This is a genomic window from Luteolibacter flavescens, assembly GCF_025950085.1.
Lineage (GTDB): Bacteria > Verrucomicrobiota > Verrucomicrobiia > Verrucomicrobiales > Akkermansiaceae > Haloferula > Haloferula flavescens.
In genome coordinates this window covers 129,947-151,181 of sequence record NZ_JAPDDS010000009.1, presented here as the reverse complement: position 1 = coordinate 151,181, position 21,235 = coordinate 129,947, and the positions used below count along the sequence as shown (strand labels likewise).

At 65.9% G+C, this 21,235-nt stretch carries 14 protein-coding genes; 3 read left to right on the top strand and 11 right to left on the bottom strand.

The window, feature by feature from the left end:
• The first annotated feature begins 82 nt into the window (after window positions 1-82).
• Window positions 83-1,429, top strand: a complete 1,347-nt coding sequence (locus tag OKA04_RS16435; RefSeq protein ID WP_264502281.1) for a sulfatase family protein — start codon at window positions 83-85, stop codon at window positions 1,427-1,429.
• Window positions 1,430-1,543: 114 nt separating this feature from the next.
• Here OKA04_RS16435 and OKA04_RS16430 read toward each other — a convergent pair whose 3' ends face one another.
• From OKA04_RS16430 to OKA04_RS16395, 8 genes are all read right to left on the bottom strand, one after another.
• Window positions 1,544-1,873 (bottom strand): HU family DNA-binding protein, encoded by a 330-nt coding sequence (locus OKA04_RS16430; protein ID WP_264502280.1) that lies wholly within the window; start codon window positions 1,871-1,873, stop codon window positions 1,544-1,546.
• 130 nt (window positions 1,874-2,003) lie between these two features.
• Window positions 2,004-4,328 carry a glutamine amidotransferase gene (locus tag OKA04_RS16425; protein WP_264502279.1) on the bottom strand — a complete coding sequence of 775 codons (2,325 nt, stop codon included), beginning with the start codon at window positions 4,326-4,328 and terminating at the stop codon, window positions 2,004-2,006.
• A gap of 7 nt (window positions 4,329-4,335) precedes the next feature.
• Window positions 4,336-6,897: a DUF4175 domain-containing protein gene (locus OKA04_RS16420; RefSeq protein WP_264502278.1), complete on the bottom strand. Its 2,562-nt coding sequence runs from the start codon at window positions 6,895-6,897 to the stop codon at window positions 4,336-4,338.
• Window positions 6,894-8,924: a vWA domain-containing protein gene (locus OKA04_RS16415; RefSeq protein ID WP_264502277.1), complete on the bottom strand. Its 2,031-nt coding sequence runs from the start codon at window positions 8,922-8,924 to the stop codon at window positions 6,894-6,896. Before OKA04_RS16415 ends, OKA04_RS16420 begins: the two co-directional genes overlap by 4 nt.
• Window positions 8,925-8,930: 6 nt before the next feature.
• Complete coding sequence (locus OKA04_RS16410; protein ID WP_264502276.1) at window positions 8,931-9,824, bottom strand: DUF58 domain-containing protein; 894 nt, start codon at window positions 9,822-9,824, stop codon at window positions 8,931-8,933.
• A 23-nt stretch (window positions 9,825-9,847) separates the two neighbouring features.
• Complete coding sequence (locus OKA04_RS16405; RefSeq protein ID WP_264502275.1) at window positions 9,848-10,864, bottom strand: AAA family ATPase; 1,017 nt, start codon at window positions 10,862-10,864, stop codon at window positions 9,848-9,850.
• 432 nt (window positions 10,865-11,296) lie between these two features.
• Entirely contained in the window at window positions 11,297-11,938 is a 642-nt protein-coding gene (locus OKA04_RS16400; RefSeq protein ID WP_264502274.1) for a hypothetical protein, read from the bottom strand.
• A gap of 213 nt (window positions 11,939-12,151) precedes the next feature.
• Window positions 12,152-12,850, bottom strand: coding sequence for a PEP-CTERM sorting domain-containing protein (locus OKA04_RS16395; protein ID WP_264502273.1), 699 nt, complete (start codon window positions 12,848-12,850; stop codon window positions 12,152-12,154).
• Between the two features lie 318 nt (window positions 12,851-13,168).
• Here OKA04_RS16395 and OKA04_RS16390 point away from each other — a divergent pair, with 318 nt between their 5' ends.
• Together OKA04_RS16390 and OKA04_RS16385 are read left to right on the top strand one after the other, a co-directional pair.
• The gene (locus OKA04_RS16390; protein WP_264502272.1) at window positions 13,169-16,654 is read left to right on the top strand and encodes a hypothetical protein; all 3,486 of its coding nucleotides are present in this window, start codon (window positions 13,169-13,171) and stop codon (window positions 16,652-16,654) included.
• Window positions 16,655-16,927: 273 nt separating this feature from the next.
• On the top strand, window positions 16,928-18,829 hold the full coding sequence (locus OKA04_RS16385; protein WP_264502271.1) for an ABC-F family ATP-binding cassette domain-containing protein: 1,902 nt from the start codon (window positions 16,928-16,930) through the stop codon (window positions 18,827-18,829).
• A gap of 18 nt (window positions 18,830-18,847) precedes the next feature.
• On the opposite strand, the gene holA is transcribed toward OKA04_RS16385, so the two are convergent.
• The 3 genes from holA to tadA form a co-directional block, all read right to left on the bottom strand.
• Entirely contained in the window at window positions 18,848-19,960 is a 1,113-nt protein-coding gene (gene holA / locus OKA04_RS16380; protein ID WP_264502270.1) for a DNA polymerase III subunit delta, read from the bottom strand.
• A 96-nt stretch (window positions 19,961-20,056) separates the two neighbouring features.
• On the bottom strand, window positions 20,057-20,593 hold the full coding sequence (locus OKA04_RS16375) for an EF-hand domain-containing protein (protein WP_264502269.1): 537 nt from the start codon (window positions 20,591-20,593) through the stop codon (window positions 20,057-20,059).
• Window positions 20,594-20,672: 79 nt separating this feature from the next.
• A complete protein-coding gene (gene tadA / locus OKA04_RS16370) occupies window positions 20,673-21,200 on the bottom strand; it encodes a tRNA adenosine(34) deaminase TadA (protein WP_264502268.1) in 528 nt (175 codons plus the stop codon).
• Window positions 21,201-21,235: the final 35 nt, after the last annotated feature.

Below are 21,235 nucleotides of genomic sequence, written 5' to 3'. Positions count from 1 at the left end.
CCGTGGCCGATGCGCGGAATTGCATCCCGGCCCGCGATGGTATTCATGTGCTGGGGAAAGACGCCCGTATACCCTGCTCACCATGCGCACCCCTTTCCTCGCCCTACTTCTGATCACCGCACTCCCTCTCGGAGCACAGCAGCCAAAGCCGCGGCCGAACGTCATCGTGATCCTCACCGACGACCAAGGCTACGAAGATGCGGGTTGCTACGGGGCAAAGGATCTCAAGACGCCCGCGATCGACCGCATCGCTGCGGCGGGCGTGAAGTTCACGCAATTCTACGCCGCCTCCTGCGTGTGCTCGCCGAGCCGCGCGGGCCTGATGACGGGCCGCTATCCATGGAAGGCCGGGCTGGAGCAGAATGGCCCGGGCAGCCCGTCCGAGGCTGTGAACGATCTCTCCACCAGCAAGGAAAAGGGCGGCCTGCCCGCCGCGCAGGTCACCATGGCGGAGGTCTTCCACGATGCCGGCTACGCCACCGCCCACATCGGGAAGTGGCATCTCGGCCATGGCGATGGTACGAAGCCGCTCGACCAAGGATTCGACTACTCCTTCGGCCACATGGGCGGGTGCATCGATAATTGGTCGCACTTCTTCTACTGGGCCGGGCCGAACCGGCACGACCTGTGGGAGGGGAATCGCCGCGTGCGCATGCCGGGCCGCTTCTTCCCGGACCTGATGGTGGAGAAGACCGCCGCCTTCATCGAGCAGCACCGCGAGCGCCCCTTTTTCATCTACTTCGCCATCAATCTGCCGCACTACCCCTACCAGGGAGACCCGGCGGCGCTGGAGGAATACGCCTCCCTCCCCTACCCGCGGAATCTCTACGCGGCCACGGTGAGCACGATGGACGCACGCATTGGCAAGCTGCTGGACCATCTGGACCGGCTCGGCGTGAGGGATGACACCATCATCGTCTTCCAGTCCGACCATGGGGCCTCCAGCGAAGAGCGCGCACATGGCGGCGGCGGCAGCGCGGGGCCGTATCGCGGCGGGAAATTCAGCTTCTTCGAGGGCGGCATCCGTGTGCCCGCGGTGATCTCCTGGCCCGCAGGACTTCCTTCCGGCGAGAGCCGCGACGCCATGGCGCACGGTTGCGACTGGCTGCCGACGCTGGCCGACCTCTGCGGGGTGAAACTACCGGAGGCACCGCTGGACGGTCGCAGCCTCGCGCCGGTGATCCGCTCTGCAGATGCTCCTACGCCGCACGCTCACCTCGAGTGGAAGGTCGGCGAGCAATGGTGCGTCCGGCAGGGACCATGGAAGCTGATCCACCGGCCAAAGCCCGCCGGGGGCCCGCCGCTGCTGGCGGAGGACAAGGAGTGGTTCCTCGCCAACATCGCGGACGATCCCGCGGAGTCGAAGAACCGCGCCGCGGATCACCCGGAGATCGTCGCGAAGCTTCGCAAGCTGCGCGAGGAACAGTGAATGTCGCAGCCCCCGTCACTCCGGATTGAAACAAAACCGCCCCGCCCGGAAATCCCGGACGAGGCGGAAAGACTGCACCGGAGGAGGCATGGAGCCACTCCGGAGAAAGCCGGCTCAGAGTGCCATGTCCTTGAGCGCCTTCAGCGGGCGCACCTTGACGGCGGTCGAGGCAGGCTTTGCCTTGAAGGTGACTTCTTCCTTGGTGAAGGGGTTGATGCCCTTGCGTGCCTTCACGGCGGGCTTCTTGACGGTGTTGATCTTCAGCAACCCCGGGAGGACGAATTCGCCCACGCCACGCTTGTCCAGGTGACCGGCGATGATCGTGCCGAGGCCATCGAGGACGGAGGCGACCTGCTTGCGGGCGAGGCCGGTCTCAGCGGCGATCTGATCGAGGATCTGGGTCTTCGAGTAGCGTTCTTTGATCGGAGTAAGCTTCTTTGCCATGCGCGGGGAATCGCACGAAGCTCACCAGCGGTCAAGAGCGTCTAACGTCCGCCATCCCCCGCGCCACAAGGGAAAGCAGGGCGCGCGTGCTTCACCGGATCATCACGGGCCGCCGGGGGCCCGTGATGCCCTACCCGCGTGCCGGGGCGAGGCGGGGTTCACGGGCGGGCTCGCGGCGGCGGCGGAGCAGCCACTCGGCGGTGATGGCGAGGAGCAGCGGGAGGAGGATCCACCAGCGGTCCCACACGGGTACGGCGCGCTTCCACGTGACGTCCACGGAGCGTGAGGAAAGCTCGCCGAGCACCTGCCCGGCGCTCTTTTCATCGAGGATGCGGCCACCGGTTTCGCGGGCGAGGTCCGCCATCAGGTCCGGGCGCGCGGCGACGGCGACGGCTTCATCGCCGGTGGCCTGCACGTGGAATCCCGCCAGTGTCGTGACCGGCGTGCCCTCGGCATTCTTGTAGCGGGCCTCGATGGTCACGTCGCCGGCGATGCGCGGGACGTAGCCGCCCTGCCAGTGACGCGTCGCGCCGTTCCACTGCATGGGCAGCAATTGCGGCTCGCTGTCGCCTTCGCGCACGCGCAACTCCAAGCCCGGCAGGTCCGCGGTGGACAGTGCCGCGAGGCGGATCTCCACGGCATCGCCCGGCATGACCATGGCGGAGGGCACCTCGATGGAGGCCTGTCCACCCTTCCGCGCGATGCGGTCCGCGGCCAGCCAGCGCACGGTATTGTTCCAGAATTTCCGGTAATAATGCGCGTCCCCGTGGGTCGGCCACTGCGTCTCGAAGGCCGAGCCCCAGCCGCTGGTGGTGTCCGACATGAAGGCCATGGTGCGGCCGCGCCCGATCTGCTGCACGGCGAAGAGCAGCAGGTCATCATACTGGCTGCCCGGCAGGTCGATGCGTGCGAGCACGTGCGCACCCGGCTTTGCCCGCGTGGCGTAGTTCGCGCCGCCGAAGCCCGGGAAAAGGCTCGTCCACGCCTCCTTCGTCTCCGCGAGAGTCTTGCCCACGCGCATCATCGGATGCTCGTAGCCGGCGTCCGAAACGCTCACCTGGAACTGCTGCCAGAAGGGGTCGCTGTTGTTCGCGATCTCGATGGGCATGAGGAGGTCGATGACCGTCTTCTCATATCCGCCCGCGCCGAAGGACGTCTGCCCGCCGACCATGACGAAGCCCCCGCCGAATTCCTCGACGAAGGCGACGGTCTGCGCCATCTGCTCGGGCGAGAAGGCTTCCTTGATGATGTCGCTGTCGATGACCACGTCGTACTTCAGCAGCTCCTCCATCTTCACCGGATAGCCGCGCGTGGGGTGGCACACGCTGGGCACGGGCCGACCCTTCGAGTCCTGGAAGATGCGCATGTCCTTTCCCCGCAGCGCGAGCGCCTGCTGGGCCAGCGCCTCCACGGAGGCATCGCCGGGGAAGTGCAGGCAGGTGATCTCCATCTCCGGATCCGCCTCGATCGCCTCGCGCAGGTAGGCCGTCTCGGTGGGCATGGAGCCCTCCATGTAGAGCACGCGGATGGGCTCGCGCCGCACGTCGCACGCGACGCGCGTGGAGTTGTTCGAGACGGTCGCCTCACGCTCCATCGGGGAAAGCGCCACCTGGTAGAATTGCAGGCCGCGGTAGGGCGAAAGGAAGTCAATGGCGAGCGGCTGGGCCTTGCCCGCCAGCTTCACCTGCTGGCGGTGTAGCACCTGCTCGCCGAAGCGCACGGTGAGCTCCGCCTCCTTCCCCGCGTAGCCCGGGCTCTCGATGCCCAGCTCCAGATGGAGCGCGGTCTGCGACGGGCTCGGCTGGCGCAGGCTGGCGGAGGTGATCCGCAGGTCATCCGGCTGGTCCTGCGTGCCCAGCACCCAGGGGAAGACGGGCACGCGCGCGTCCTGGTAGAGCCGCGCCGTGGCATGCAGCTCGGCAGCATCGCTCGCCGAGCCATCCGACAAGAGGATCACGCCGCCGAGCGCCTGCTGGCTGCGATTCTCCAGCGCCTCGCGCAAGGCACCACCGAGCGAACTGCGCGGCGCATCCGGCGTGGCCGTTGCCACATCGCCCTGCGTGTATCGTTCACCCGCGAAGCCCGTCTCGAGCTTCGCGCCGCCGCTCCATGCGGGCTCGATCTGGCTGGTGAGGATATCGCGCGCGGCATCGAAGCGCGACTTGCCGCCCTCCGCATCCTTCGCCGCCATGCTCTGCGAGCGATCCACCACCACGCGCAGCAGCGGCTTCTCCGCCGTGCGCCGCGTGTCCTCCGCCCGCCAGTCGAGCAGGCAGGCGAGCAGCAGCGCACCGGCGACCACGCGCAGCAGCCACAGCCTCGCACGCAGCCCGCGCGACAGGTGCGGGTGCTCGCCGCGGATGAAAAGCCATCCGGCGACAATGGCGGTAGCGCCGAAGAATGCCGCCGCCCACGGCCACCAGCCGGGCATCAGATACGTCAGGGAGCCGGACACCGGCAGATCAATCATCATACGAAAGCCTTCGCGTGTATTCCTGGATCAGGTGCTGGTATTCCAACGCCTGCGCCCTTGGCTCGACGGCACCACTGGCCGATTCGCCGAAGAGGGACTTGGTCAACTCATGCGCCTTGCGCAGCGCGTCGGTGGAGGCCCGGCCCTGCGTCTGCGCGCCGCCCTCCCCCTGCGCGATCGCCTGTGCGGCCTGCGCCTGGAATTCGGCGGCCTGCCTCAATTGATCCGCGGCCAGGCCGGGATCGGCACCGTTCGAGGCCTTGCCCATCGCTTCGAGCTGCGCCCGGATGGCGGAGGACATCTGGCTGGCCTGGCCCTGGCGACCGGCGAGTCCACCGCCGCCCTGGCCACCTTGGCCCGGGCTTCCCTGCCCTTGGCCCTTGCCACCTTGCCCTTGGCCCGGCTTGCCGCCTTGGCCACTGCCCGGAGAACCGCTGCCCTGCGATTCGCCCTCCTGGCCCTCGCCTTCTCCTTCACCCTCGCCTTCATTTTCGGCGAGCTCTTCATTGATCTCTTCTTGCTCCTGCATCGCCTGCTCGATCTCGGCAAGCGCCTGCTCGATCTGTTCGCGCTGCTCCTGCTCGGTCAGCGGACGGGACTGCGGGGAACCGGACTTCGTGAGCGAATACTGCTTGCCCGGAGGCGCGGCACCTTCGCCGCCGCCACCACCGCCGCCCTGCTGCTGTTGCCCCGCCTCCTGCGCGATGCGCGCGGCTTTCAGCAGGGAGTCGATCACCGCACCTTCAGACTGGAGCGCCCGGTCGTACGGGGTGCCGTTCCGCGTGGGATAGGAATAGCGCAGGAACAAGGCGGCCTGCTCCGCGGATTTCTTCGCGGTTCTCAGCAGACCCATGTATTCCTCGCCCATCTCTTCTTGCTGCGGATCCTCCAGCATCTCGGCGAGGTTCTTCGCATTCTCCTGCTGCCGCTCGAAGAGTTCCTCCTTCGGCGCGGACTTACGACCCAGCGAAAGACGCAGGGTCTCGCGATAGAGCTGCTGCTGGATCTCCAGTGGATTCACCTGCTCGGGGCCACCACCGCCGCCGCCACCACCGCCGCCGGAACTCGGGTCTTCCTCTTCCCCGGTGTCTTCCGGGATCTCGATGATGATCGGCTCGGAGCTGCCAATACCGGGACCGTCCACGTCATTGGCATCGCGCGCCTGCACGACGATCACGACCATATCGAGCGGCTCGGCCTCGATCTCGGAAAGCGGCAGCTCCCACTCGCCACGCTGGTTCCGCACCAAGGGCGCACTGAGCGGAATGGGGATCTCCGTCGGCTTCGGGTCGCCCACGCGGGTGTAGGTCACGCGCACGTCCGCCAGGCCGATGTCATCGCTGGTGTCGAACTTGATCTTCAGCGAATCCTTCAGCGTCTTGATTTCCTCTGCATTGTTAGACGTGATCTCCGCGACGGGCGGCTTGTCCGGGTAGACGACGATCTGCTGGGGCTCGCCCGTCAGGCGCGGTTCCCCGCCTGCCTCCGCGGCTTCCAGATGGTAGCCGCAGGTGCGGCGCATCAGCGGTAGGTCCGCCTTCCACGAGCGCGGATTTTCCGGATCGGCGGTGAGTTCGATCGCTTCCAGATCGTTGTCGAAAACCATGCGCACCGACGTCGCGGGCTGATCGAAGACGGCCACGTAGCCGACCTTCGTCGCGCGCAGGATCGTGAAGCTCCCCTGCGTCTCGATGCGCTCGCCCTCGCCCGTGTAGGCGGGCGGCACGATGCGGTGCGCGAATTCCACCGCATGCGGAAAGGAGCGCAGGTCGATCTTCAGTTCCGGAGAGAAACCGTCCGCCGCGCCGCGCGCCACCAGCTTCACCGGGGCCGGCACGCCATTCTCAAAGTTATGTCGGAAGCTGCCATCCTGTGAAACCGCAACCGTGATCGCCGGGCCATCCACACCATGCAGCTCCACGCTCGCCGGGATGCGCCCGGCCACCACGCCGCTCACGGCGAAGGCCTCTCCGGCCAGCGGCTTCTTCTCCGGCCCCGTGAGCCCGATGGTCGTGTAGGGCAGCTCCTTCCACGGCTGGAGAACGCGCACCACCGGCCGCGTGCCGTGCACCGCAACAAGCGAGCCCAAAAGCACCACGCCACAAAGCGCACCAACGACCTGCCAACCGCGCGGCGCGGGGTGGATGACCTTCGCGCCCGCCGCGAGCTTGCCCGCCTCCGAGTGAAGTCGGGCGAGCAACGCCTGCTCCTCCACGCGATCCGTCGCCGGGGCATCGATCTGCGCGGACGTGGAGATCGCATGGCCCTTCACCAGGGATGAGTGCTCGTCCAGAGTTGCCGCGACCTCGCGCTCGTCCGGAGTGCGGAGCGCGCGACCGATCCCGGCGAGCGCCGACAGCACCGCAATCACGAGAACGACCAATCCCGCCCAGCGCCACGAGGCATCCAGCGCGTGAATGCCATCCGTCCATGCGACGAGCGCGAATGGCAGGGCCATCGCGAGCAACGAGATGACCGCCCACCTCCGGACCGATCCCGAGCGGTGCAACGCGCGATGTTTTCCAATGAGCTGCTTCAGTTCCGGGGTCATGGTTTCATCCTCAGGTTTGCCACCACGGGTTCGATCACGAGCAGCAGTGCCGCTGCCAAAAGACAGAGCCTCCAGGCGAGGCCACCCTGCTCCTCCGCCTCCCAGCGGACCGTGGAGCCGCTGCCGGACTGGCGGAGGGATTCGAGACGCTGGCGCACCACCGGCTCGGGGTCGCTTTCCAGCACGGACTCGGTGGTGGGGAAATTCACCGCGATCTTCCCCGCGGATGTCCCGTCATCGAGCGTCAGATCCACCACGCCGGGCTTGTCAAAGATCACATCGGTCGCGCGACCGTCCGCACCCACCGTGTAGGTCGCCTCGCCGAGCTTCAGCGTGCGACCGGCCAGCGCCGTGCCGAGCTTCAGCGTCACCGGCGCACCCGCGGCCACCGGCTGGTGGGCGGGCTGGAAAGGAGCATCTCCCAGCGAGCGCGCCGCGAGCAGGTGCATCGCGGGCACGAAGAGCGGCGCGGACGCCGCCCAGTCGCCCCACGCACGGTTGGCGGAGGTATTCACGAATTCCGTGCGGCCGCTGCCGATGACGCGCTCCGCCACGAAGGCCACGCCATCCGCGTACGATGCCAGCACAGCGGCGTCCGCCGCGAGTTCCACCGCGTGGCGCTGGCGCAGCGGGGCCTTTTCAAGCTGGCGGCGCGAGAGCGATTCCAGCGGGCCCCACAGCAGGTTGCCGTCGTTCATCTCGGCAAGCGATGGCGTCAGCGCGATCGATTCCGCCTTGCCGACGCGCACCGGCAGGAACTCCCCGAACGCGGCGGCATACTCGTCCGCATCGAGTGCCGGACCGCCGAAGAAGACGACCGAGCCGCCATTCTCCACCAGTCCCTTCACCAGCGCTGCCAGCTCCGCGGACGGCGATGCCGTGGCGGGCACGAAGAGCAGGCGCGGGGCGGCCGCGGTGCCGAGCTCGCCGACGGCAGCCGAGATGTTAGATTCTGTTAGAGCGACCGGAAGGTAGCGGGACACCGCGCGGCCATCCTCCGTGGACACCGGTTGCAGCGCGCGGCTGATGTAATACGACGCTTGCTCATATACGTGCTTCGCCTCGCTCGGCGGCTCCCACAGCCACACCGGGATGTAGTCCTGCGCCTGATAGACATCGTGAGCGACATTGTCCGCGGCGATGCCGTCGGTCTCCTGCAGCTCCAGGCGCCGGGTGACCCACTCGCCCTTCTCTCCCGCATGGCCGAGGCGCACGCCGCTGTTCCCGGGCGTGATCTCCAGCTCGCGCGAGCTGCCGTTTTCATCCAGCACCAGCTTGCCACCCGTGCCGTCATTGAATGAATAGATGCCGAGGTCGGTGGCACCGGCGGAGACGACTTCCACGGTCACGCCGCGGTTTTGACCCTGCGTCGCACCGAGCTTCGCGATCTCCAGGCCGACGCCTACCGGGAGCTTCACCTCGTCCAGCCCGGCTAGCGCGCTGCGCTGGAAGTCGCTCACCAGGTGCAGCACCTTCGGCCGGTCCTCCGGCATCTCGGCAAGCAGGCGCACGCCCTCGCGGACCGATGGTGCGAGCTGGTTCGCCCCGTAGCCCGGCTCCAACGCCGCGACACGCGTGGCGGCCTGCGCGGGAGATTCCCACGAGGGCACGCTGCGACCGGCAGGCGAGAGGATCACCGCGACGCGCGAGCTCGCATCGAGTTTTTCCAGCGAGGCTAGCACCTGCGCCTTCGCCTGGTCCCAGACCTTGCCGCCGGCCTCGGCCTGCATGCTACCGGAGACATCGACGACAATGGCCGCATACGCGCGGGCATTGTGGCTGCGCATGCCCGGCACCAGCAGGCGGCCGAAGCCGAGCGCCACCAGCAGCAACACCAGCGCGCGCAAGAGCAGCAGCGGGATATCGACAAAGCGGCGCGGCGACCGCGACGTCTGCGGCGTGGCACGCATCAGCCGCAGCGAACTCACTGTGGCGCGCTTCTTGACGCGACCCAGCCGCAGGTGGACCCAGACCGGCGCGCCGATGGCCGCGATGCCGAGGGTGAAGAGAAGGAGATTTGGCAACATGGGGGCTCAGAGCTGCTCGCGCAGGGCGAGGTAGCGGTGAAGGGCTTCGTCGAGCGGCTCGTCGGTGATGATGCGGCAGTAGTGTGCCTCCAGGCCGGTGCAGAGGCCCTCGATTTCCTGGAGGAAGGCGGCGAGACGGGGCGCGTAGTCACGGCGGAGCTGTGCCCCATCCACGATCATCTCCTCGCCGGTCTCGCTGTCGGTCAGCAGCACCTCGCCATCGTACTGCGGCTCCATTTCCTCGCGATGCATCAGGTGGAAGACGAGCACGTCCATCTCGCGCAGGCGGAGCTGGGTGAGCAGGTCGCGGCCTTCTTCGGGATCGAAGAAGCCATCGGTGATCCATACCGCGAGCGAACGCCGCCGCAGGTCCTCTGCCATCGAGGAAATGTCGCCGAGTCCAGCCGTCCGTCCATCCGCGCGCGTGGTTCCGAGCTGATGGAAGAGCTGGTCGAGGTGATCCGCGCGCGTGCTCGGCGGCAGCCACTTCACGCCGCCCTCCAGGCCGAGCACCGCCAGGCCCGGCGCATCCATCTGCGCCAGCATCAGCGAGGCCAGGCATGCCGCGAGCAGGCGACCGTAGGTGAACTTGTTCCGCGTGCCGTCGCCGAAGTCCATCGACTTGCTCGCGTCGAGCACGAGGTAGCCGCGGAAATTCGACTCATGGCGGAATTGCCGGATGAAGTAGTGATCGCTGCGCGCCCACACGTTCCAGTCCACGTCCTTCAGCGCGTCGCCGGGGAGGTAGGGACGGTAGGCCATGAATTCCTGGCTCACCCCGCGCAAGGCGCTGCGGTGCTGCCCTTGCAGGAAGCCATTGACCAGATGTCGCGCGGTCAGCGACAGGTCTTGGATCGAGTCCAGCAGCGACTCGTCGAGATGGATAGCGGCGTCAGCCATGACGAAAAGGTCGATAGATCCGGTCAGGCCTTTTCGCCAACGGACTCGAGCAGGCGCGTGACCAGATCAGCGCTCGTGATACCCTGCGTGCGTGCCTTGAAGCTCGGCAGGATGCGGTGGCCGAGCACCTGGCGGGCCACGGAGCGCACGCCATCGAAGTCCGCGCACGGGCGACCCAGCATCGCGGCGCGGCCCTTTGCAGCGAGGATGAGATACTGCGAGGCACGCGGTCCCGCGCCCCAGCGGAGCAGGTCTTCCATGGACTTCGGGCAATTCGGCGTGCCGGAGCGCGTGGCAGCCACGAGTCGCACGGCGTAGTTCACCACGTCCTGCGACACCGGCATCGCGCGCACGCCCTTCTGGATGCGCAGCAGCTCCTCGCCAGAGATCACCGGATTCAGCGCGGCCTGGCGCACGCCGGTGGTTTCCGTCACCACCTGCATCTCCTCCTCCACGGTCGGGTAGCCGATCTCGATGGAGAGCATGAAGCGGTCCGCCGCCGCCTCGGGCAGCGGGTAGGTGCCTTCCTGCTCGATGGGATTCTGCGTGGCGAAGACGTGGAAGGGACGCTGCAACTCGTAGGTCACGCCGCCCACCGTCACCTGGCGCTCCTGCATCGTCTGGAGCATCGCGGCCTGCGTACGCGGCGGGGTGCGGTTGATTTCGTCCGCGAGCAGCAGGTTGCAGAAGACGGGGCCCTTCAGGAAAAGCTTCTCGCGCCGTCCGGAGGAGAGGTCCTCCTGGATGATGTCCGTGCCGGTGATGTCCGTCGGCATCAGGTCCGGCGTGAACTGGATGCGGTTGAAGGAAAGATGCACCGACTCCGCGAGGCTGCGCACCAGCAGCGTCTTCGCCAGGCCGGGAACACCGGTCAGCAGCGCGTGCTCGCCGCAGAAGAGAGCCAGCAGCACATCCTCCACCACGGACTTCTGGCCGATGATCGCCTTCGCGAGTTCGGCGCGCAGGCGCTCCACGCTGGTGGTCATGAATTGGGCCAGCTCTTCACCGGCGGCGGATTCGGTCGGGGCGGATGCGATCATAGGGAAAACGGACGGAGCGGTTGGAAATGATTTGGAACGAAACGGATGCTCAATTTTGTGCAGGAAACGGTGGCTTGAGGAGAAATTCCTCGGGGGTTTGCGGATTGGCGACAAAGGCCTCGCCAATTGGCAGGTCGAACCTGCGATCCAGCCGGGGTTTCGCGTTACACTGTTGAGCCACGGCAGAGACAGGACATAAAATCTTCAGGAATCTTACTGACGACGAATCTGGGCTACCGGGCGATCCACATTCATCGGAAAGACCTTCCATGAAGGGACGGCAGAGCAGGATGGATTCCAAGAATTCACCGGCGAACCGGTGGATCATCCATCCCGCAGGGCACGGGCGTCACGCTTCCTTTTCAGGGAAAGCGGATCTTCACCAACCACGCCGGCTGGCGGTGCCGCACGAGGAATAAGCAAGGGGTTGGCTTATCCTTTGGCATGGCCAACTACAAAGCCACGAGAGAGACGAGAACAGATGACGCTGATATTCGAGTCGGTGCAGACATCCAATGCGGACGGGGCGTTCATGATGTGGCGGAGGAGGATCGCGATCGCGGAGGAGATCGGGGTGAAGCGTACGGCGCGGGTCCTGAGGAAGCATGCGGACTCGGGGATTCTGGCGGTGTATCCGCTGGCGTGGAGAGGCGGGGCCGGTGCGCGCATCGCCACCGTGGCCACCGTCTGATCCACGGTCACCAGATTGCCAAAGGTCTCCGCGTCCACGCCCAGCACCTTCCACGGAAGCAGCGGCGTCCACTGCCCGTCAGGCTTGGGCGAGATGTCCTTCGTCACGGAGACCTCGAAGCGTATCGGACGGAGCCGTGCTTCGGCAGCCGCGCAAGAGAGCTGTATCTGTAGCTCGCCGGCATCCAGCGGCTGCACCACGGAGAAGATCGCCGTCTGCTCGGAAAGCTCCCCGCCATCCACGCTCCAGCCATTGCCTTCCGAGAAAAGACCGTCGATTGCCTGGGCAACCTCCTTCCCCTCCACCTCGTAGCTCGCCACCGCAGTCGCCCACTTCACCTGACCCGTCGGTGAATTCGCCGCCGCCCGTCGTGGACGCAGCAAGGAAAGCCAAGGGCAGGATCGTTAGGACAGCGCGGAAGGACATCGGGGCCAATCCAAGCACTCCCTAGTCCACCCGAATCCGGTGTCGAAAGAAAAGTGTGCCGCCGGTCCACGCACCCGGCCACTGGCACAAAAAAAACGGCCCCACAATGCCCGGAGGCATCGTGGGGCCGGTAAAATCCCGTCTCCGCACCGGAGCGGAGACGTCGGTCATCAGCAGGAGCGGCGGCGGCGCGAGAAGCCCAGCAGGCCCAGTGCGCCGAGCAGTGCCACGGATGGCTCCGGAATGGTATCCAGCTTGAAGTTGTCCACTTCCACCCAGTTGTCGCTGGTGTTCACGATGCCGAGGCCCAGCGTGTGACCGATGGCCAAACTGCCCGCCGGAATGGTGAAGGTGCCGCTGTAGCTCTGGCTGGACGCGGTGGCAAAGACCTCGGTGGCCGGCACCGGCAGCACATTCGTACCGTCGAAGTAAACCAGCGTGACCGTGTGGCTCAGGTTCCGCCCGCGGATGTGGTCCCAGGAGAAGCTGAGCATATCGCCCGCCTGGATGGTGTGGGACGTGAGATTGTAGATGGCATTCCCCGGCTGGAGGAAGGCGAAGCGGATGCCGTCCGGGCCGACCGGGGCAGCAGGCGCGGGCGACCAGACCTCGGTGCCGCTGTTGTTGAAGTTGGTCGCGACCGAGCTCCAGATGGTCCAGTTGTCCACTTCACCGGCAGCGGCTCCGTCGAATTGCGTCACCTTCTCGATGTAGCTCGTGTTCACGACGCCATCGACGGACTCGAAGCTGCCGTTGTTCACGGTGGACGAGATGAGGGTGACCGCGCTGGCGGCTCCGGTGGACAGGACAGTGGCGAGCAGGCCGGTGGCGAGGGCGGTCTTCATTGGGTGGGTCCCGAGGGATTTCATGATTTTCTTTCGCAGGTTGGAGGCGGCATCAGGGGGAGCCGGTCTCACTCAGGATCATGCCCCGCGCCGTCCTCCCGGCCTACCTACCCGACCCAGTAGGAATGGTGTCCCACTTTTCGGCGACCTCATCGCGAGCCTCCCCGCGTGCACCCATCACGCCAAAGAATACATGATAAATACCATATCATCCATTCCTCTTCCCCCTCTCATTCGCAATAGTGGGAGACTGTTACTGGCCAATCTCCGCGCGTCTCGGACCGCGATGAAAGGACCCCGCGGTGGCGGCCAAGAACACAAAAACCCGGACCCACCCGAAAAATGCCAACGAAGAAGAAATGGACCCGCCATCCCCGGCCACGGCACCGGGGCTTCGCCCTCGTCATCACCCTGTCGCTGATGGTGATCGTGACGATCCTCTGCGTGGGGCTTCTCAGCCTTTCCTCGATCTCCCTGCGGAGCGGTTCCCACGGCGAGGCGATGGCGATCGCCCGTGCGAATGCCCGCCTCTCGCTCGCCCTGGCGATCGGCCAACTCCAGAAGCAGGCGGGCCACGATACCCGCGTCACCGCGAGAGCGGACATCCTCGACGAGGATAATCCGATGGTGCTCGGCACCTGGAAGAGCTGGGAAGGCATAGACCATGAGTCGAACGGAACCTTCGCCGGACGCCCGATCTCACCCGGGAACTACAAGAGCGCGAAGGAAGCGCGTTTCCAAGGCTGGCTGACCTCGTCGAATTTCGACCCGGCGGACCTGCAGAACCTGCCCGACACTCAGGCTGGCAATGGCAAGGCGGCACTGGTCGGAAAAGGCTCCATTGGGACGAAGGCCGGCAGCGAGAAAGCTCAGATCCATCTCTCCCCGCTTTCCATCGACGCCAGCGGACAATCCGGCGGCATCGCGTGGTGGACCGGCGGCGAGAACCAGAAGGCACGCTTGCCTAAGCCCGTTCGCCCGGAAGCGGAGGATTCCCCGGGGAGCTGGGCAGCCGTGGCCAAGTCTCACTCGGTGGCGGATCCGAAGCCCTTCGGACTGGAGAACCTGCTCGGCAATGCCGCGCTGGCCGACAAGGCATTCACCCTGCGGCAGGCGGATCTGATCGCCACCGCGGATGAGGCAAAGGCATCCGTGGATCATTTCCACGATCTCTCCGCGGTCTCCGTGGGCCTGCTGACGAATACCGCCACGGGTGGATGGCGGAAGGACATGTCGCTGCTCACGGAAGCTTGGTCGAACCAGCCATCCTCCCGGCTGCCGCTCTTCCGCCTGACCCCGCAGAAGGAAACCTCCGTGGGACGCCCCACGGCCAGCAGCCCCTTTGCCACCGGCTCGATGATCTATCCATGGGCCGCCTATCGCAGCGGCACCGCGCCCATCTACCAGCTCGGTGCGGTCAGCAGTTGGGAAAATCTCGTGAACTACGCGACCTTCTACAAGCGTGTCAGCACGACTTCCACGGGGCGTTTCTCCACGACTTCCTACTCCACGGCCATCTCGGGCAATGCCTTCAATTTCATCCACAAGGTGCGCATCCTGCCGGTGATCGCACGCATCCAGTGGATCTTTTCCCACTCCGCCGCCACGACCGCGGGAGCCACCGGTGACGCGCTGCTGGAGCCGCGCCTGCTGATCACGCCGGTCATCACGATGTGGAATCCCTACAACGTGGAGATCAGCCTGCCCACTGGCAACGACACGAATCCCTGCCTGGCCTTCATCCTCGACCAACCCTTCCCCACCGCGCTGAAGTACTACATCAACGGCGTGCCGAACTCGAAGTTCAACGCCGTGATGGGTGATGCCATCACCAACCAGCCCAGCCTGGGCGTGCCCCGGATGCGCTACAGCATCGCGACGATGACGGCCATGAAGCCAGGCGAGGTCCGGGTATTCAGCCCCACCAACACCACGCCCGTGCCATCCGGCACCACCGTGCCGCTGAAGGTGGGCTATCGGACTGGCGGAGGAAACTACTACGCCGTAAAGAACGACCAGGGAGCTGCGATGGCATTGCCTGGCGGCACCACCATCAAGGCGGATGCCCGGTTCGACACGGAGCACAACCAGTATGCGGAACTCACCAAGCCGGGCGTCGGCGTGGTGCTCGACATGCAGGTCGCCGGTTCCACCGACCTCGCCTACCGTGGCATCTGCACCAGCGCGGTCGCGCAGCAGCTCTACACGCCGCTCAACGGGCTGGCAGAGGCCACCCTCAATGACAGCAAAACGACCCCGAAGCCCTTCCTCTCCACCATGTTCGGCGTGCGGATGGCCAGCCGGACCCACATCGCGGCGAAGGGCTTCGTCCAGTCCAGCCCGATGGTGAACTACACCGCCATGGGCAAGGACGACGTGGAGTGGAGCATCCGCCGCCGCTACGCCGGAACGGACCACCCGGTGAATTCCCCCTTCGACTTCAGCTTCGTGGCGCACACGCCCACCGGCGACAGCCTGCTGCCGACCGACGATGGAAGCCGCGGCCACATCGTGACGGGATTCACGAAGAGCGACGGCCTTTCCCGCTGCATCATTGCGGAACTGCCGACGCGCCCGATCACCTCCCTCGGCGAGTTGGTGAATTGGGACCTGCGCTTTGACAATCCCATCCCGCCCTTTGCCCTGAACATCATCGGCAACTCGGACGCGAGCCCGCTGCTGCCCGCAAATGCCGTCTATAACGCCGCCGACAAGGGCCTGGCGACCAACCTGCAGTACGATGACTCCTACTGCGCGAATCACCTGCTCTTCGACGACTGGTTCTTCTCCTCCATCGCCCCGGACCCGAAGGAATTCGGCAACAATGGAAGGAACCAGCGCACCGTCTTCACCGATCTCATCTCCGGCCTGAAGGCGCTCCCGAACGCCGCTTACAAGCCCATCACGGAAGACCTGGCTGCAGGTTCCTCCGGGGACTCCTCGGCAGCCGCCAAGCTCTACACCGACCAGGTCGCGAAGGTGGACTCGTGGAAGAGGATCGCATCGCGACTGGAGGTCGAGGGCATGTTCAATGTGAACTCCACCTCGGTCCGTGCGTGGCGTGCGCTGCTCGGCCATGCGCGCAATCATTCCGTTCCCCAGTATAACGAGGCGGGCACCTCCTGGAACACGAAGCTGACCTCCGGAAAGGACCATCCCGTGACGCGCTTCAGCATCGCGGGAGATGGCGCGCCGGGAGAATCCAGCACCTCCGGATCCTTCCCCGAGGCGAATGAATTCGCGGGCTACCGGACCCTGGACGATGATTTCCTCGACGCTCTGGCGGAGGAAGTGGTCGCACAGGTGCGCCTCCGCGGCCCCTTCCTTTCGCTTTCGGAATTCGTCAACCGGCAGTTGTCCTCGGGCAATCTCGCCTTGGCCGGGGCCTTGCAGACGGCGATCAACGAAACCGCGTCCAAGTCCTCGAACAACATCTTCGCGAACGTTCAGGGGCTCTCGAGCGCATCGCTGGCGGAGCCGAAGGCCACCGCCGCCGCCGGCTACAAGTTCCCCGAAGCTGCCGTGGGCTACAGCGGCTACGGCCTGCCCGGCTGGACACGCCAGGCGGACATCCTCCGCCCGATCGCCCCCGTATTGACCGCCCGCGACGACACCTTCACCGTGCGCGGCTACGGCGATGCGCGAGACAGCAGCGGCAAGATCCTTGCCACCGCCGTCTGCGAAGCCGTGGTGGTCCGCACCCGGGAATTCATCAATCCGAGTGAATCCGCCGACATCCTCACCGAGCCGAAGGAAGCCGAGAACGTCATCTTCGGCCGCCGCTTCAAGCAGGTTTCCTTCCGCTGGCTGAAGTCGGAGGAGGTGTGAGCATGGCTGGTGGCGGCAAGGGCAAGGCCAGCCAAACCTCCAAAGCCGGCGCCACCCCCATAGTGGTCCGCACGCTCCGCGTGCGGCCGAAGCACCAAGGCAGCAGACCTCACTCCGGACTCCCGGACCAGCAAACCCTGGCAGCGGACCCCACCCACTGCCTCCCCGACCGGTGAACCGCACGCGGAGCGATGCGGACCACCTTTCCGGGTCGCAGATGATTGCCGCTTCCCCCTTGCCTTTCCAGCCGGGATGGACCGTCATCCCGCGGTCATGTCCGCTTTGCTTTCCGCCAATGAACTCCGGCTTTCCTATGGCTACCAGACGCTGCTGGATGGCGTGACGCTTGCCGTCTCGGCAGGGGAGAAGGTCGGGCTGGTGGGGCGCAACGGCTGCGGGAAGACCTCGCTGCTGAAAATCCTGACCGGCTCACAACGAGCAGACTCCGGGGAGATCTCGCTGCGGCGCGCGCTGCGCGTGGGCTATCTGCCTCAGGAATTCGAGCTCGATCCGGAATTGAGCGTCCACGAAAACATCGCGGCAGGCGCGGCGGACGTGGTGGAGGCGATCCGCCGCTATGAAGAGGGCGATGGCTCGGAGGTGGAGCTGGCAGACCTGCTCCACCTGATCGACCACGCGGATGGCTGGAACCTGGACGCGCGGATTAAGGCGACGGCCACGGCGCTCGGCACGCCGCCGCTGGAGACGTCGGTCGGCCCGCTTTCCGGCGGGGAAAAGCGCCGTGTGGCCCTGTGCCGCGCGCTGGCATCGCAGCCGGACCTGCTGCTGCTGGACGAGCCGACGAACCACCTGGACGCGGACTCGATCCGGTGGCTGGAGGATTTCCTGAAGACCTATTCGGGCGCGGTCATCTTCGTCACTCACGACCGCTATTTCCTCGATGTGATCGCCACGCGCATCATCGAGATCGACAATGGCAAGGCCTACTCGCACCCGGGTAACTACACCGCGTATCTGGAGTCAAAGGCGGTGCGCCAGCAGATCGCCGAGCAGACGGAGCGGCGCCGCCAGCGCTTCCTGCGCGAGGAGCTGGACTGGGTGCGCTCCGGGGTGAAGGCGCGCGGCACGAAGTCCCGGCACCGGCTGGACCAATACTACGAGATCGAGGGCATGGAAGCCCCGCCCGAGGAGCGCGAGATGGACATGCTCATCCCTCCCCCGCCCCAGCTCGGCAATACCGTGGTGGAACTGGAAGGCGCGGGCGTGAACGTCGGCACCGCGGCTTCCCCGCGCTGGCTCTTCCGCCATCTGGACCTGAAGCTGGAGCCCGGCCAGTGCACCGGCATCGTGGGCCGGAATGGCGTGGGCAAGACGACGCTGCTGAAAGTCTGCCTCGGCCAATTGGAGCCGACCGAAGGCACCGCCGTGGTCGGGAAAAAGGTGCGGATCAACTACATCGACCAGACGCGCATGGCGCTGGATGCGGAGGGTTCGCTGCTCGACGAGATTTCCGACGGGAACGAGAAGCTTCAATTCGGCGAGCAGACGCTCGGCGCGCGCGCCTACCTGCGACGCTTCCTCTTCGACGACCGCCGCATCAACGAGCGCGTGGACCTGCTCTCCGGTGGCGAGCGCGCGCGGCTGATGCTGGCAAAGGTGCTGAAGACCGGCGGCAACGTGCTGGTGCTGGACGAGCCGACCAATGATCTGGACCTGCCCTCGCTCCGCATGCTGGAGGAGGCGCTGGCGGACTTCGATGGCTCGGTGCTGGTCGTCTCCCACGACCGCTATTTCCTCGACCGGATCTGCGACCAGATCATCGCCTTCGAGGACGGCGGGGTGAAGGTGCAGCCGGGGAACTACTCCTACTACCTGGAGAAGCGCCAGGCGCGCGAGCAGGTGGAGCGCCTCCACGCGCAGGCGGCAGCACGCGATGCCGCGGCACGCCAGAAAGCGGTCGCCCCGGCATCGACGAAGCCGCGCAAGCTGACGCTGGCCGAGCGCAAGGAACTGGAAGGCATGGAAGAGGCCATCCTGCTCGCGGAGGAGTCCGTGGCGGAGCTGGAAGCCAAGCTGAACGACCCGGAATTCCAGAAGAACTACGCGGAGATCCCCGCAACCGTCGCCAAGCTGGACGAGGTCAAGGCAGGCGTGGTGAAGCTCTACGCCCGCTGGGAAGAGCTGGAGGCGGTGAATGCGGGTGCAGGCTCCTGACCCGTCCTCCACCCGCGATCAGCGCTTCCGTGCCGCGGCGGTGATCTCCGCCACCAGGCGGTGCAGCACCAGCCGGTGATCCAGCCCGGTGGTGACCAGCGAGCGGTCCGCACGCAGCGCGGACTCCATCGCACCGCGGAGGCCCTCGAGCGTGAATTGGTCGGCACCGCGCAGGCAGAGGAAGAGCGGATAGACATTCACGCCGCCCGCTTTCTTCTGCGGCAGCCACAGGCGCTCCATCTCCGGCATGCGGTCGATGGCGGCGGCGAAGTCGCGGTAGTTCCGCGTCGGCAGCTTCTTCTCAGAAAGCACCTTCGCCATGAAAAGGTTCCGCACCGTCGGGATGATCGACGCGCGCATCAGGCCGATGGCATTTTCACCGCGCTCGAGCTGCTGGTCGATGAGTTCCAGCGCGCGCGCGGCATCGCCATTCTGAAGGGCATTCCCGATTTCGAAGACCACGCCCGCGCGGCTGAGCGGCACCATCCGGCGCACGTCCTCCGGCGTTACATCGCGACGGTCCGGGCCGAGGTAGAGGTCGATCTTCTCCAGCTCGTTCCCGATCTGGCGGGTGGCCTCCCCGGCCAGCATCACGAAGAGCTCCAGCGCATCATCGCTGAAGCGCAGTCCGAGCTCCTTCGCGCGCTTTTCCACGATGGCGATGACCTCGTCCTGCCAGCCGTCGCGGGAGGTGTCGATCTTGTCGTAGGCCCTGACCTGGGCACCCTTTTCGAGGAATTTCCAGAAGGCGCGGCGCTTGTCGATGCCGGTGGCGCTCAGGAGGAAGGTGATGCCATCCGGCAGGCCGGCTTCCAGGCAGCCCTTCAGCGACTCGACTCCGGAGAGCGTGCGCTCGGAGCGGCCGGTGACATCGTCGAGGAGGAAGCTGGCGTTCTTCAGCCACACCACCTTTTGCCCGAAGAAGGGCAGCGTCAGCAGCGCCTCCACGACCGAGCGGCAGATCTGGAAGGCACCCTCGGAATTGTCCGCCGTGCCCTCGATGGTCTCGTGGGTGAAGCCGTCGTCGATGCCGCCCGTGAGCTCCCGGTGCAGGCGCAGGGACTCCTCCTTCACGCGCCCCTCGTCGCTGCCGACGATGGCGTAGATTTTCGTGCTCGCAGTGACGGCCACGCCGCTGGTGTACGCGGAGGACGGAGGGGCGGGAAACAAAAAGTGCCCGGCCGTCAGGACGACCGGGCACCGAACGAATCAACCGGGAAAGATCGATCAGGCCTTGATCGGCTTCACGCCGTACTCGGCGGGAGAGATCAGGGCGTCGTCATTCTTGTCCATCTTGTCGAAGGCGCGGAAGATGGTGGAAGGAGTCGACGGCGGGAAGAGGCGGGTCGCTTCGAATTCCTCGATGTCGAGGAAGCCGTCTTCACTCGTGTCGGCTGCGTCGAAGATCTGGCCCTTGGTCGGCTTGATCTTGCGACCACCGCCGTACTCGATGAATTCTTCGAGAAGGATGCCGCGCTCCGGGACCACGATGATGGCACCGCGATCAGCGATCACGTCGAGGTCGGTTGCCATGATGTCGAAGCGGATCTGGGTCACGATCGGGCGCGGGTTTCCGCCGATGGACTTGGAGAATTCTTCGTAATCGAGGACACCATCACCATCCACGTCGGCTTCGACGAAGAGCTTGGTGTAGACAACTTGCTTGAAGGTCTTGCGGGCTGGAACGGGTTCCGGGGTCGGGGAGCCACCGAAGGCCGGGACGGCTAGGGCAATGACACTGAGGAGGAGAGCAGATTTAATCATGCGGGGCGCATTTACGTGACTTTAGCGCCAGATTGTCAACCGGCGTGTTAAGCCATCCTGATAATCATGCAAAGTGCCTTCACATGTCCGTTGGGAATCCCGGCGGACGCGGCTTTTCCTCGCCCGCTTTCTTCCGTTCGCGGGCCTCGCGGAAGAATCCCTGTACGAGCCCGAGGCATTCCTCGCCCATGACGCCGGAGACCACCTCGCAGCGGTGGTTGAGCGGCGGGCAGGAGTTCAGCAGATTGATCCATCCCCCGGCAGCCCCTGCCTTCGGATCGCCGCAGCCGAAGACCACGCGCTCCGGCCTGCAGTGGACGATCGCCCCGGCGCACATCGGGCACGGCTCCTTCGTCACGTAAAGCGTGCATTTTTCCAGCCGCCAGTCACCGATGGCATTCTGGGCTGCAGTCAGGGCCAGCATCTCCGCGTGGGCGGTGGCGTCGCGCAGGGTCTCCACCTGGTTCCACGCGCGGGAGATGATCTTCCCCTCGCGGACGATCACGCAGCCGATGGGCACCTCGGTGGCGGCGTAGGCCTTCCGCGCCTCGCGCAGGGCCTGCCCCATGAAATACTCGTCACTGCCCAGGTCGATGATCCCGCTCACGGGCCGAGCAATAGGCAGCGCCGGAAAAGATCCAA